General features: G+C 71.8%; 9 protein-coding genes. 6 read left to right on the forward strand and 3 right to left on the reverse strand.

The window, feature by feature from the left end:
• Window positions 1-80: 80 nt before the first annotated feature.
• On the forward strand, window positions 81-2,819 hold the full coding sequence (gene polA, locus ACH4SP_RS17955) for a DNA polymerase I (protein ID WP_398415854.1): 2,739 nt from the start codon (window positions 81-83) through the stop codon (window positions 2,817-2,819).
• Between the two features lie 57 nt (window positions 2,820-2,876).
• Here the strand turns inward: polA and ACH4SP_RS17960 are convergent, their stop codons facing one another.
• Window positions 2,877-3,755: a DUF4184 family protein gene (locus ACH4SP_RS17960; RefSeq protein ID WP_398415856.1), complete on the reverse strand. Its 879-nt coding sequence runs from the start codon at window positions 3,753-3,755 to the stop codon at window positions 2,877-2,879.
• 246 nt (window positions 3,756-4,001) lie between these two features.
• Between ACH4SP_RS17960 and ACH4SP_RS17965 the strand changes: the two genes are divergently transcribed.
• The 3 genes from ACH4SP_RS17965 (at window position 4,002) to ACH4SP_RS17975 (ending at window position 7,219) form a co-directional block, all read left to right on the forward strand.
• Complete coding sequence (locus tag ACH4SP_RS17965; protein ID WP_398415858.1) at window positions 4,002-5,774, forward strand: lytic murein transglycosylase; 1,773 nt, start codon at window positions 4,002-4,004, stop codon at window positions 5,772-5,774.
• A gap of 256 nt (window positions 5,775-6,030) precedes the next feature.
• Entirely contained in the window at window positions 6,031-6,168 is a 138-nt protein-coding gene (locus tag ACH4SP_RS17970; RefSeq protein ID WP_398415860.1) for an SPW_0924 family protein, read from the forward strand.
• Window positions 6,169-6,184: 16 nt separating this feature from the next.
• Window positions 6,185-7,219 (forward strand): DUF3068 domain-containing protein, encoded by a 1,035-nt coding sequence (locus ACH4SP_RS17975; RefSeq protein ID WP_398415862.1) that lies wholly within the window; start codon window positions 6,185-6,187, stop codon window positions 7,217-7,219.
• Between the two features lie 174 nt (window positions 7,220-7,393).
• On the opposite strand, the gene hrpB is transcribed toward ACH4SP_RS17975, so the two are convergent.
• Both hrpB and ACH4SP_RS17985 read right to left on the reverse strand, forming a co-directional pair.
• Window positions 7,394-9,916, reverse strand: a complete 2,523-nt coding sequence (gene hrpB, locus ACH4SP_RS17980; protein WP_398415864.1) for an ATP-dependent helicase HrpB — start codon at window positions 9,914-9,916, stop codon at window positions 7,394-7,396.
• A gap of 57 nt (window positions 9,917-9,973) precedes the next feature.
• Window positions 9,974-10,846 carry a class I SAM-dependent methyltransferase gene (locus ACH4SP_RS17985; protein ID WP_398416314.1) on the reverse strand — a complete coding sequence of 291 codons (873 nt, stop codon included), beginning with the start codon at window positions 10,844-10,846 and terminating at the stop codon, window positions 9,974-9,976.
• A gap of 398 nt (window positions 10,847-11,244) precedes the next feature.
• Between ACH4SP_RS17985 and rpsA the strand changes: the two genes are divergently transcribed.
• Window positions 11,245-12,759, forward strand: a complete 1,515-nt coding sequence (gene rpsA / locus ACH4SP_RS17990) for a 30S ribosomal protein S1 (protein ID WP_398415866.1) — start codon at window positions 11,245-11,247, stop codon at window positions 12,757-12,759.
• Between the two features lie 244 nt (window positions 12,760-13,003).
• Window positions 13,004-13,942, forward strand: a complete 939-nt coding sequence (locus ACH4SP_RS17995; protein WP_398415868.1) for a PAC2 family protein — start codon at window positions 13,004-13,006, stop codon at window positions 13,940-13,942.
• Window positions 13,943-13,949: the final 7 nt, after the last annotated feature.

The following is a 13,949-nucleotide window of genomic DNA, read 5'->3' on the forward strand; positions in this document are numbered from 1 at the left end:
ACTGACAGCGAGTTCCGCCGGGTCGGGGTGCGCATGCCGTGCGGAGGGGATTGTCAGTGGCGCGGCCTAGGATCGGGGGCGTGGCAAAGACAGCAGCGAAGAAGACCGCAGACAAGACCTCAGAGAAGCCGGGCGGGCGTCCGCGCCTGCTCCTCATGGACGGGCACTCCCTGGCGTACCGTGCGTTCTTCGCGCTGCCCGCGGAGAACTTCACGACCGCGAGCGGCCAGCCGACGAATGCCGTCTACGGCTTCGCGTCGATGCTGGCGAACACCCTGCGTGACGAGGCGCCCACGCACCTCGCGGTGGCGTTCGACGTGTCCCGCAAGACGTGGCGCTCCGAGGAGTTCCCGGAGTACAAGGCGAACCGCTCCAAGACCCCCGACGAGTTCAAGGGGCAGGTCGAGCTGATCGGCGAGGTCCTCGACGCGATGCGCGTGGAGCGGTTCGCGATCGACGGGTTCGAGGCGGACGACGTGATCGCGACGCTCGCGACGCAGGCCGCGGAGGCCGGGTTCGACGTGCTGATCGTCACGGGCGACCGCGACTCGTTCCAGCTGATCACCGAGCACGTGACGGTGCTGTACCCGACGAAGGGCGTCTCCGAGCTGACCCGGTTCACTCCGGAGAAGGTCGAGGAGAAGTACGGGTTGACGCCCCAGCAGTACCCGGACTTCGCCGCGCTGCGCGGTGACCCGTCCGACAACCTGCCCGGCATTCCGGGCGTCGGCGAGAAGACCGCCGCGAAGTGGATCAACCAGTTCGGTTCGTTCGCGGAGCTGGTGGAGCGCGCCGACGAGGTCAAGGGCAAGGCCGGGCAGAATTTCCGCGACCACCTGGACGCCGTGCAGCTGAACCGCAAGCTCACCGAGATGGTGCGCGACGTGGAGCTGGCCAAGGGCCCCGCGGACCTGGAGCGCGCTCCGTACGACCGGGAGGCCCTGGCCGGCGTCCTGGACGTGCTGGAGATCCGCAACCCGTCGCTGCGGGAGCGGCTGCTGGCCGTCGACCCGGGCGCCGCGGAGGAGGAGGCGGCGGCTCCGGCCGCCGGGATCGAGCTGGACGGTGCGGTGCTGGGCTCCGGCGAGCTGGCCCCCTGGCTCGATGTGCACGGCGCGCAGCCGCTGGGCGTGGCCACGGTCGACACCTGGGCGCTGGGCACGGGCAACGTCACGGAGGTCGCGCTGGCCGCGGCGGACGGGGCGGCCGCCTGGTTCGACCCCGCCGAGCTGTCCGAGGGCGACGAGAAGGCGTTCGCCGGGTGGATCGCGGACGCGGACCGCCCCAAGGTGCTGCACAACGCCAAGGGTGCGATGCGGGTCTTCCCGGAGCACGGCTGGCAGGTCGCCGGGGTCACCATGGACACCGCGCTCGCCGCGTACCTGGTGAAGCCGGGGCGGCGGTCCTTCGCGCTGGACGCCCTGTCGGTGGAGTACCTGGGCCGTGAGCTGGCCCCGGCGGCGGTCGCCGACGGGCAGCTGGCCTTCGGGTCCGAGGAGGACGAGCGGGCGGAGGCCGACGCGCTGATGACGCAGGCCCGGACGATCCTCGACCTGGGCGAGGCGTTCGGGGAGAAGCTGGGGGAGGTCGGCGCGGCCGAGCTGCTGCACGACGTGGAGCTGCCCACCTCGCTCCTGCTGGCCCGTCTGGAGCGGCACGGCATCGCCGCCGACCGGGACCATCTGACCGCCATGGAGGAGCAGTTCGCGGCCGCGGTGCAGCACGCCGTGGGCGAGGCGCACGACGCGGCGGGCCGCGAGTTCAACCTCGGTTCGCCCAAGCAGCTCCAGGAGATCCTCTTCGGCGAGCTGGCGCTGCCCAAGACGAAGAAGACCAAGACCGGTTACACGACGGACGCGGACGCGCTGGCCTGGCTGGCGGCGCAGACCGAGCACGAGCTGCCGGTGATCATGCTGCGCCACCGTGAGCAGGCCAAGCTGCGGGTCACCGTCGAGGGTCTGATCAAGACGATCGCCACCGACGGCCGCATCCACACCACCTTCAACCAGACGGTGGCGGCGACCGGACGGCTGTCCTCCACCGAACCCAACCTGCAGAACATTCCGGTCCGCACCGACGAGGGCCGGGCCATCCGCCGCGGCTTCGTCGTCGGCGAGGGCTACGAGTGCCTGATGACGGCCGACTACAGCCAGATCGAACTGCGCGTGATGGCCCACCTGTCGGAGGACGAGGGCCTTCTTGAGGCGTTCAGGTCCGGCGAGGACCTGCACACCACGGTCGCCTCCCAGGTGTTCGCGGTGGAGCGCTCCGCGGTCGACGCGGAGATGCGCCGCAAGATCAAGGCGATGTCGTACGGCCTGGCGTACGGGCTGTCCGCGTTCGGTCTCTCCCAGCAGCTGAACATCGACGCGGGCGAGGCGCGCGGTTTGATGAACACGTTCTTCGAGCGGTTCGGCGGGGTGCAGGACTACCTGCAGCGCGCCGTCGAGGAGGCCCGTGCCACGGGCTACACGGAGACGATGCTGGGCCGCCGCCGCTACCTCCCGGACCTCAACAGCGACAACCGCCAGCGCCGTGAGATGGCCGAGCGGATGGCGCTCAACGCCCCGATCCAGGGCACCGCGGCGGACATCGTCAAGGTCGCGATGCTGAAGGTGGACGCGGCGTTGGAGAAGGCCGGGCTCACCTCGCGGATGCTGCTCCAGGTGCACGACGAAATCGTGCTGGAGATCGCGAAGGGCGAGCGGGAGACGGCCGAGGAGATCGTCCGCCGCGAGATGGCGGGCGCGGTCGAACTGCGGGCGCCGCTGGACGTGTCGGTGGGTGTCGGCGCGGACTGGGAGTCGGCGGCGCACTGAGCCCGCGGGGTTTGCGGAGGGCGTTCCGGCGGGGCCCGTCCCCGCCCCTGTGCGCGATCAGTGCGATCGGGTACGGGGGCGGGCCTGTGCCGTGTCGTCGGTGCCGTCGGGCGCCGGGGGTCCGGCCGTTCCGGTCGAGGCCCTCCGCCACCGGCACACGAGTGCCGCGTACAGCACCAGCCCCACCAGGAGTCCGGCGCCCGCGCCGAAGCAGATCGTCGGCACGTAGTCGAACGGGCGGATCGGGACGCTCTGGTGGGCCGCCCAGCGCACGCACCGTGCGACCGCGGCGACCGTCGCGCACCCGAGGAGCAGGGCCGCCCCCGCCGTGCGCTGTCGCGAGGTCAACCTCACTACGGCGTCCGGGGCTTCGCCCCCGCCCGGCTGCCGCCGCAACGCCGCCACCAGGAACCAGCCCAGCCCGACGGCGGCCAGCGCCGAAGTCCCGTACTGCGCATAGGTGTAGAGCGGCAGCCCGGCGTACCGCTGCCCGAGCTCGGGGAAGAGCTCCATGCCCAGCCGCCCCGGATGTGTGAACAGGTCCCACGCCACATGGGTCACCGCCCCGACCACCGCGGACAGCACGAACCGTCCCGCCAGGGACACCGACGCACCGTCCCAGCGGGCGCCGCGCACCGTTCCGTACACCCGCCCCTGCCAGCCGCGCGGCAGCAGTGCCACCAGCGGTGCCCGCACCAGCAGCCACAGCCCGACCAGCACCGCCGTGCAGACGACGTCCACGGTGAGGATGCCCGGCAGCGAGTGCGTGAAGTCGCCGAACGCCATGCCGCCGGGCACCACGGAGGCGGCGTAGTAGGTGAGGTCGGGGGCGAAGGACCCGGCCACCAGGGCCGAGGCGAGGAAGGGGCCGCGCCCGGTGCCGTCCCGTCGGATCCCGGGCAGGACGGCTGCGGCATGGCTGAGGGTAAAAGGCACTCTTGTCCCCTTGGCGATATGTGCGGAGTGCTTGATCTGCTCGGCAATGGGCGTACAAGTGACCCTTAGCGATCAATATCGCTCAGTATGTGGGACTGTTGCGGCCGGTTTCTCAGGAGTTTCTCAGGTGTCGAACTGGTGAAAAGCACGCAGAAGCCGGTGTTCGGGCGCCAAGAGTTGTCGTAGTGTCACGTGGGTCGTCGCGCTGGGGAGCGCGTCTGCCGCCGATGGGGAGGGACCACTCGCATGGCAGCACAATTCGGTCGCCGGTTGCGCAAGGGGGCGACCACGACGGCGGTCGCGGCGATAGCCGTGGCCGCCCTGTCCGCGTCGCAGGCCCCCGGGGCCGCGGGGAACCCGGCGTACGACGGGCGGACGGCAGGTGCGAAGCCGGCGCCCGAGAGTGCAGCCTCCGGCAACTCCCCCTACTACACGGACCTTCCGCCGCTGACCACCCCCGGTGCGCCGGACGCGAGCATCGGCACGCCCGGCACCGGCGGCGGCTCCACACCGGTCGGGGAGGCCGAGGCGGGCCTCCCGGCGACCGTGCTGGACGCGTACAAGAAGGCGCAGACGGCAGTCGAGACGGCCGATCCCTCCTGCCGTCTCCCGTGGCAACTCCTCGCCGCGATAGGCAAGGTGGAGTCCGGTCAGGCGCGCGGCGGTCAGGTCGACGCCCAGGGCAACACCACCAAGCCGATCCGCGGGCCCGTCCTCAACGGCATCGGCTTCGCGAACATCTCGGACACCGACAACGGCGAGTTCGACGGCGACGCCACGTACGACCGGGCGATCGGCCCGATGCAGTTCATCCCGTCGACCTGGGCGCGCAACGGCAAGGACGGCAACGGGGACGGCCGCAAGGACCCCAACAACATCTATGATGCGGCGCTGGCCGCCGGGCACTACCTCTGCGCGGGCTCCCGCGACATGACGAACCCCAAGGACCGCGACAAGGCGATCCTCAGCTACAACCACTCGCAGGAGTACCTGCGGACCGTCCTGTCCTGGTTCGAGTACTACCAGCGCGGCACCCACGAGGTCCCCGACGGCAGCGGCGTCCAGCCGACCGCGCCCGGACCCGACAGCCACCGCGTCACCCCCGCGGGCAACGGCGGCAGCACGGCCCCGACCGCTCCCACCACGCCGGTCCCGGGCGCCACCAAGCCGCCGACCGCCCCCAAGCCGACCCAGCCAGCCAAGCCGGACCCGACCAAGCCGCCCACCACTCCGGCCGGCGCCGTCAAGCTGCAGCAGACCAGCGACCGGAAGCTGGCGGCGGTCGCGGGCGGGAACTTCGCGGGCCGCCCGGCCGTGCGCGCGCTGAACGCGGCGGGCAAGCCGGTCGCGGGCGCCAAGGTCGACTTCACCGTCATCGGCGCGACAGGCGCCCGCTTCCCGGGCAACACGCTGCGCACCACCGTCACCACGGGCAAGGACGGCACCGCCACCGCGCCGGTCCTTGCGGCGGGCCGCCAGGCGGGCTCGTTCGTGGTCCGGGCGAGCGTGCCGGGCGCACCGGCGGCCGAGTTCTGGGCGACGGTCAAGGCCGATCCCGCCCCTGCGCCGAAGGCCGACGCGCTGGCCCGTACGTCGGACGTCGCGCTCAAGGCCGAGACCGGTGGTGAGTTCGCGACCGCCGTCGAGGTGAGGGCGAGCGCCGACGGCAAGGCGCTCGCGGGCGCCACGGTGTCCGCGGTGGTCACCGGCACCAAGGGCCCGTACTTCAAGGCCGCGGACGGCACGGCGGTACGCACCGTGGGCGGTCTCACCACGGGCGCGGACGGCACGGTGAAACTGCCGAAGCTGTACGCGGGCGACACGGCCGGCACGTACGTCCTGCGGATCGTCGCGGACGGCGTCGCGCTGAACGTCCAGCTCACGGTCGCGGCGGCACCGACGACGCCGCCCACGACGCCTCCGACCACACCGCCCACCACGCCCCCGACGACGACCCCGACCACACCGGGGACGACGCCGACGGGGACCCCTTCGGGGACGGGCACGCCGAAGCCGTAACCGGGGGAGCGGACTGGGAGCGGGAGGGGGCCGGGGAATCCGGCCCCCTCCCGCTGTGTCCGGCCCCGCTGTGTCCGGCCCCGCCGTGTCCGGCCCCGCTGCGTCCGGCCCAGGGGCTTGCGGTCCCAGGGCTTGCGGTCCCGGCGGAGAAGCCCCCGTCCGACCTGTTCCCCTCTTGCGCGGCCGTTGCTACGGTGCCCCCTCCCCGACGTCCCTGACGGAACGTCAGAAACCCTTACCGGGAGGGAGACGGGTCATGCGCGCCCTCATCGCCGCCGCCGTAGGACTGGCCGCCGCATTCGCCCTGGTCCTCGCCATCACGGCCGTCGGCACCCCGACCGGCGAAACCTCGCCGAAGCCGCTGCTGACCACCGTCCCGGGCCCGAAGAAGTAGCGGGGGCGAGACGCGCATGCGACGCAAATCCAGCCTGGTCCTGCTCGCCCTCGCGGTGTTCTTCGCCGCCCTCTCCCCGCTCTTCCGCTGGTACGCCTTCCCGCGCCTGGCCAAGATCCCGCCCAGCCAGTACCAGGAGGCGGTCCTGGAGGCCAAACCGGCGACGCTCGTCGACTACGGCACGATGCAGTCCAAACAGGTCGAGAAGCTCACCATCGTGCAGACCCTCAAGGGCAACGTCGAGGAGTCCGAGAAGATCGGGGCGACCGCGGACCGCGACGTCGTCGTCTGGGACGCCCTGTCCTTCGTCGCGGGACCCGACGGGAAGATGGTCTCCACCATCCCCGAGCGCTACATCTTCGACGCGCACTCGCAGGACCCCGTGCACGCCACCGGCGAGTCGGTCGACGGCGATCCCGTGCAGCGCCGCGGCATCGAGTTCAAGTGGCCGTTCCTGACGGAGAAGCGCGACTACGAGTACTACGACTCCCGCGCCCGCCGCACCGCGCCCATCCACTACCGGGGCACGCAGGAGTTCCGGGGCCTGGAGGTCTACTACTTCGAGCAGACCGTCCCCTGGACCAAGGTGCCCTACCCCAAGCAGATGCCGATGCCGGGCATCGACTCCACCAAGCTGGAGAAGCAGACCGGCACGAGCATGTGGTACACGACGAAGCGGATGTTCTGGATCGACCCCGTCACCGGTGCCCCCGTCAACGGCGAGGAGATTCACCGGGAGGAGATGCGGGGCGGCAGCCTGCTCGGCGGTCGCGAGAAGGTCACGGCGTTCGCGGGGCACGTCAAAATGCGGTCCGACTACGTCGACTCCACGGTCGCCCTCGTGAAGTCCAACCGGACGCTGATCCTGCTGCTGACCTCGTACCTGCCGTGGGGCTTCCTGGGGCTGGGCCTCGCGCTCCTCGCCCTCGCGCTGTGGCTGGAGGCGCGGGGGCGGCGGGCGGGTGCGGAGGGCGCTGGGCGCGGCCCGGACCTCGGCGAGCGGGAGGGTGAGCCGCTGCGCCCAGCAGTCCCCTCCCCACCCCTTCCCTGAGCCGCTGGCCGCGGGGCGGGTACGTGGTCGTCGTGCGGGCTGCTGGGCGCAGGGCGGTGGGTGGGTTGTACGTGCGGGTGCGTCGTGGCTGGCCGCGCAGTTCCCCGCGCCCCTAAGTGCTTGCCCCCGAGCCCTCTGCACGACCGCACGTGCCCGCTACCACCCCACCGCCCCCTACCTCTGCAACCGCGCCTTGGTGAAGCGCGTCGCTTCAAAACTCCCCGGATCCTCCGGCCAAGGATGCTTCGGATACCGTCCCCGCAACTCCGCCCGCACCGCCCGGTACCCCTCCTTCCAGAACGACTCCAGATCCGCGGTGACCGCCGCCGGCCGCCCCGCAGGCGACAGCAGATGCACCAGCACCGGCACCCCCGCCGCACCCCCCACCCGCGGCGTCCGGGCCAACCCGAACATCTCCTGCAACTTCACCGCCAGCACGGGCTGTTCACCCCCGTAGTCCACCCGGATCCGCGACCCGCTCGGCACCTGGATCCGTTCCGGTGCCAGCTCGTCCAGCCGCGCCGCGTCCCCGCTCGCCCACGGCAGCAGCCGCTGCAGCGCCTGTCCCGCGTCGATCCGTCCCAGGTCCGCCCGCCGCCGCGCCCGCGACAGCTCCGGCTCCAGCCAGTTGTCCGTATGTCCGGACAAACTCTCGTCCGACATGTCCGGCCAGGGCGCCCCCAACTCCCGGTGCAGGAAGGCGAGCCGCTCCCGCAGGGACTCCGAGTCCCGCGTCCACCGCAGCAGCCCGACACCCTCGCGCCGCAGCCCCTCCAGGAGCGCCTCGTGCACGCGCGCGCGTGCCGCGTCCTTCAGCGGCCGTACGGTCAGCTCCACGGCACCCAGGCGGTCCACCCGGCGTGCGACGACGTCCCCGCCCTCCCAGTGCACCTCCTCCCCGGAGACCCGCAAGTGCTCCGCCGCCAGCAGCGCCGTGTCCTCGTCGACGACGGCGGCGAGCCGCACCCTCGCGGACGCCGAGTGCGAGGGCCGGTCCGCGACCGCGACCGCCAGCCACGGCGCACTGCGCAACCGCGATCCCTCGCCCACCTCCGCCCCGGTCCCGGACACCATGAGGAAGGCGCCCGCGCCTCGCGCCCGCGCCACCCGCTCGGGAAACGCGAGCGCCGCCACCAGCCCGGCCACCGCGTCGTCGCCCCCGCCGGAGCCGTCACCCCCGCCGGAGCCGCCCGCACCCCCGACCCCGGAGGCCAGCCTCCGCGCCTCCTGGCGCCACCGCGCCCCGTACCCGTCGTTGCCGCGCCGTGCCGCCCGCCACGCGCCCGCCAGGTCGTCCCCGTACTCCCGCGGCGGCTCCTCGCTCAGCAGCGCCACCACCTCCGCCGCCCGGCGCGCGCCGACCTCCCGGGCACCGTCCAGCAGCGCCCGGCCCAGGCGGGGGTGCAGTCCGAGGCGTGACAGCCGTACGCCCCGCTCCGTCGCCCGCCCCTGGGCGTCGACCGCGCCGATCGCGGACAGGACCTCCCGCGCCGCCGCCATCGCCCCGGCCGGAGGCGCGTCGAGGAGGGCGAGCCCGGACGCGTCCGGATCGCCCCAGCAGGCCACCTGGAGCGCGAACGCCGTCAGGTCCGCCACCTTGATCTCCGGGTTCGGGAAGCGCGCCATCCGCACTTCCTCCGCCTCGTCCCAGCAGCGGTACGCCGTCCCCGGAGCCTCGCGCCCGGCCCGGCCCGCGCGCTGCCGTGCCGCCGCGCCCGACGCACGTACCGTCGTGAGCGCGCTCAGCCCCCGCGCATGGTCCGTGCGCGGCTCACGGGCGAGCCCGGAGTCCACCACGACCCGCACCCCCGGCACCGTCAGGCTCGACTCGGCGACGGAGGTTGTCAGGACAACACGACGTCCTGACGAGGAACCGGCGAGTACAGCGTCCTGCACGGCTGCGGGGGCGCGTCCGTGCACCTGGAGCACCTCGGCGTCCACGCCCCCCAACTGGCCCGCCACCCGGGCGATTTCGCCCACCCCGGGCAGGAAGCACAGCACGTCGCCCGTGCGCTCGGCGAGCGCCCGCCGCACCACCGACGCCACGTGCGTCAGCTGGGCCGGGTCGACGCGCATCCCGTGCGGCGGCCGCACCGGCCGCGCCGGCGGCACCCACACCGTTTCGACGGGGTACGAGATTCCCTGCGCCTCCACCACGGGCGCGCCGCCCAGCAGTTCGGCCCAGCCCGCCGCGTCCGTCGTCGCCGACGCCGCCACAAGCTGCAGCTCCGGTCGCAGCGCGGCCCGTACGTCCAGCAGGAAGGCCGCCACCGTGTCCGCATCAAGATGCCGCTCGTGGCACTCGTCCAGGACGACGACGTCGACGCCGGGCAACTCCTGGTCGCGCTGCAGCCGTTGCAGCAGCACTCCCGTCGTGACGACCTCCACGACCGTCTCCGCGCCCACTGTGCGCTCGCCCCGCACGGTGAAGCCGACCCGCCCGCCGACCTGCTCGTCCAGCAGCCACGCCATCCGCCGGGCCGCCGCCCGTGCGGCGATCCGCCGCGGCTCCGCGACGACCACCCGCCGCACCGGACCCCCGCCCACCAGCCCGGCCAGCACCAGCGGCACGAGGGTCGTCTTGCCGGTGCCGGGCGGCGCGCACAGCACCGCGGTGCCGTGCGCGGCGAGCGCCTCTTTGAGGGCGGGGACGGCGGAACGTACGGGCAGCCGGTCAAGGGCGTCGGTGCGGATCACGCCCCCAGTGTCGTACGGGGCCGTGCGCGGCGGTCCCGTGGGAGTCGTGCGCGGCGGTCAGTCCCGTACGCAGACGAAGATCGCCGACCCCGGGATCAGGTTCCCCCGCAGCGGGGACCAGCCGCCCCACTCCGAGCTGTTCCACGCGGGCCACTCCGGCTCCACGAGGTCGACCAGCCGGAAGCCGCCGGCCACCACGTCCCGGACGCGGTCGCCGAGCGTCCTGTGGTGCTCGACGTACACCGCCCGCCCCTGCTCGTCCTGCTCCACATAGGGGGTGCGGTCGAAGTACGAGGCGGAGACCGAAAGGCCCTCGGGGCCCGGCTCGTCCGGGAACGCCCAGCGGATCGGGTGCGTCACCGAGAACACCCACCGCCCGCCGGGCCGCAGCACCCGGTGCACCTCGCGGAACACCTTCACCGGGTCCGCGACGAACGGCACCGCGCCGTACGCCGAGCAGGCCAGGTCGAAGGAGCCGTCCCGGAACGGCAGCACCCCGGCGTCGGCCTGCACCAGGCCCACCCCGTCCTCGCCGCCGCCGATCCGCAGCGCGTGCTGGAGCTGCCGGTGGGAGAGGTCCACCGCGACCGGCCGGGCACCCTGGGTGACCAGCCAGCGGGAGCACTGTGCGGCGCCCGCGCCGATCTCCAGCACGTCGAGCCCCTTGAGGGAGTCGGCGGGGCCGAGCAGCTCCGCCTCCACCTCGTCGAGGCCCTCGGGGCCCCACACGAAGCGGTCGTCCCCCAGGAAGGTCCCGTGGTCCTGCTGGTACTCGTCCGCGTTGCGGTCCCACCAGCCGCGGCTGGCCCGGCTGCTCTCCGCGTCCCCGGCGTCACGCCGGGTGGCCTCGGGCTCGGCGTCGTCCTGGAGGCTCAGTGCGTCCAGTGCGTCGAGAGAGGCGAAAGCGTCGGAGGCTTCGTCTTCGTGGATCATTGCGCCCGTCTGAATCGTCTGAGTAGGCTCCGCCGAAACCCTCCCCGGGTACCCTCCCGCGGACCTGCCGGGAAGTGGTCGAGGAGGAGCGGGGCGGCCATTGTGGCCTCGCCAAACCTGAGTTGTGCCGGGTATGAGGCGTTCCGCCCCGGGTGTATGCCTTCGCGCATTGACCCTGCCCGGCAGCCCCCGTATGCTACAAGTTGCGCTGCGAGCCTGCGCGCCTCAGACCTAGCAGGCCGCGCTCGTATCTGTAGGTATGTCTCCTCGGTTTTCGAGGCGCCTGGTGGTGTGTTTCAGCCCGGTGCTTCTTCGGCTGTCCGGCTTCTGCAGAGCGACAGGCTCACGGCGTAGCAGTACCTACGATTTCTGTCCGTACCGGAGCCCTTTCCCACATGACGAGCAGCACCGAGACCACCGCCACCACTCCGCAGGTTGCGGTCAACGACATCGGCGACGCGGACGCGTTCCTCGCGGCGATCGACGAGACGATCAAGTACTTCAACGATGGCGACATCGTTGACGGCGTCATCGTCAAGGTCGACCGCGACGAGGTTCTCCTCGACATCGGTTACAAGACCGAAGGCGTGATCCCGAGCCGCGAGCTCTCGATCAAGCACGACGTCGACCCGAACGAGGTCGTCGCCGTGGGTGACGAGATCGAGGCCCTGGTTCTCCAGAAGGAGGACAAGGAAGGTCGCCTGATCCTCTCGAAGAAGCGCGCACAGTACGAGCGCGCCTGGGGCACCATCGAGAAGATCAAGGAAGAAGACGGCATCGTCACCGGTACCGTCATCGAGGTCGTCAAGGGTGGTCTCATCCTCGACATCGGCCTCCGTGGCTTCCTGCCGGCCTCCCTCGTCGAGATGCGCCGTGTCCGCGACCTCCAGCCCTACGTGGGCAAGGAGCTCGAGGCCAAGATCATCGAGCTGGACAAGAACCGCAACAACGTGGTCCTGTCCCGCCGTGCCTGGCTCGAGCAGACCCAGTCCGAGGTTCGCCAGACGTTCCTCACGACCCTCCAGAAGGGTCAGGTCCGCTCCGGCGTCGTTTCCTCGATCGTCAACTTCGGTGCCTTCGTGGACCTGGGCGGCGTCGACGGTCTCGTGCACGTCTCCGAGCTGTCCTGGAAGCACATCGACCACCCGTCCGAGGTTGTCGAGGTCGGCCAGGAAGTCACCGTCGAGGTCCTCGACGTCGACATGGACCGCGAGCGTGTCTCCCTGTCGCTGAAGGCGACGCAGGAAGACCCGTGGCAGCAGTTCGCCCGTACGCACCAGATCGGCCAGGTCGTTCCCGGCAAGGTCACCAAGCTGGTTCCGTTCGGTGCGTTCGTCCGCGTCGACGAGGGCATCGAGGGCCTGGTCCACATCTCCGAGCTGGCCGAGCGCCACGTGGAGATCCCGGAGCAGGTCGTCCAGGTCAACGACGAGATCTTCGTCAAGGTCATCGACATCGACCTTGAGCGTCGCCGGATCTCGCTGTCGCTGAAGCAGGCCAACGAGTCCTTCGGTGCCGACCCGGCCTCGGTCGAGTTCGACCCGACGCTGTACGGCATGGCCGCGTCGTACGACGACCAGGGGAACTACATCTACCCCGAGGGCTTCGACCCCGAGACGAACGACTGGCTCGAGGGCTTCGAGACCCAGCGTGAGGCCTGGGAGGGTCAGTACGCCGAGGCGCAGACGCGCTTCGAGCAGCACCAGGCCCAGGTCATCAAGTCCCGCGAGGCCGACGAGGCCGCCGCTGCCGAGGGTGCGGCCGCTCCGGCCGCCGCCGCCGGTGGCAGCGCCAGCGCCGGTATCTCGGGCGGTTCGTACTCCTCGGAGTCGGACGACAACTCCGGCGCCCTGGCGTCGGACGAGGCCCTGGCTGCCCTGCGCGAGAAGCTGGCGGGCGGCCAGAGCTGAATGCTCTGACCCTCACCGGTCGCGTGGCCGTCTGACCTGTCACAGGACGGCGGCCGACAGCTGAACTGGCTGAACAGCGAGGCCCGTTCCCCTTCGGGGGAGCGGGCCTCGCTGCGTTGTGCCGCCCAACACCGGTTCCCGCCTGCGGGATTGTCCACTCGTACGAGGGATGAGGGCACGGGAGGGAATGCCTGTGCCCCGCTGCACGTTCTTGACTATGAAACGCGAGGAGGTAGCGGGAATCGTGCTTGATCCGCAGGGTTTGTACGCATGGGAGCCGAAGGGGCTTGCCGTCGTCGACATGGCGCTGGCCCAGGAGTCGGCCGGACTTGTCATGCTCTACCACTTCGACGGCTACATCGACGCGGGCGAGACCGGCGACCAGATCGTCGACAAGCTCCTCGACACACTGCCCCACCAGGTCGTGGCGCGCTTCGACCACGACCGGCTGGTGGACTACCGGGCCAGGCGCCCCCTACTGACGTTCCGGCGCGACCAGTGGACGGACTACGAGACGCCGTCTCTTGAGGTGCACCTGGTGCAGGACGCCACCGGCGCCCCGTTCCTGCTCCTCGCCGGTCCCGAGCCGGACGTGGAGTGGGAGAGGTTCTCGGTGGCCGTGCAGCAGATCGTGGAGCGGCTCGGAGTGCGGCTGGCGGTGAACTTCCACGGGATACCGATGGGCGTCCCGCACACCCGTCCCGTCGGCCTCACCCCGCACGGCAACCGCACGGACCTGGTGCCCGGACACCGCAGCCCGTTCGACGAGGCGCAGGTGCCGGGGTCGGCGGAGTCACTGGTCGAGTACCGGCTGTCGGAAGCCGGGCACGACGTGCTCGGCGTCGCCGCACACGTGCCGCACTACGTGGCACGCTCCGCCTACCCGGACTCGGCGCTGACCGTCCTGGAGGCGATCACCGCGGCCACCGGCCTGGTGCTGCCCTCGGTGGCGCACGCACTGCGCACGGAGGCGCGGCGCACCCAGGACGAGATCGACCGGCAGGTCGGCGAGGGCGACGAGGAACTGGTCGCACTGGTCCAGGGCCTTGAGCACCAGTACGACGCGGTGGCGGGCGCGGAGACGCGCGGCAGCCTCGTCGCGGAGGCCAAGGACCTGCCGTCGGCGGAAGAGATCGGCCTGGAATTCGAGAAGTTCCTCGCGGAGCGGGAGGGCGACGTCTAGGGCCCGG

Origin of the sequence: Streptomyces sp. NPDC021093 (assembly GCF_044333135.1) — a bacterium.
GTDB lineage: Bacteria > Actinomycetota > Actinomycetes > Streptomycetales > Streptomycetaceae > Streptomyces.

Excerpts from the sequence above, each read along its gene's own strand:
- ACH4SP_RS17965 (WP_398415858.1), top strand. The coding sequence starts at position 4,002 with ATGGCAGCACAATTCGGTCGCCGGTTGCGCAAGGGGGCGACCACGACG.
- ACH4SP_RS17970 (WP_398415860.1), top strand. The coding sequence starts at position 6,031 with ATGCGCGCCCTCATCGCCGCCGCCGTAGGACTGGCCGCCGCATTCGCC.
- ACH4SP_RS17975 (WP_398415862.1), top strand. The coding sequence starts at position 6,185 with ATGCGACGCAAATCCAGCCTGGTCCTGCTCGCCCTCGCGGTGTTCTTC.
- rpsA (WP_398415866.1), top strand. The coding sequence starts at position 11,245 with ATGACGAGCAGCACCGAGACCACCGCCACCACTCCGCAGGTTGCGGTC.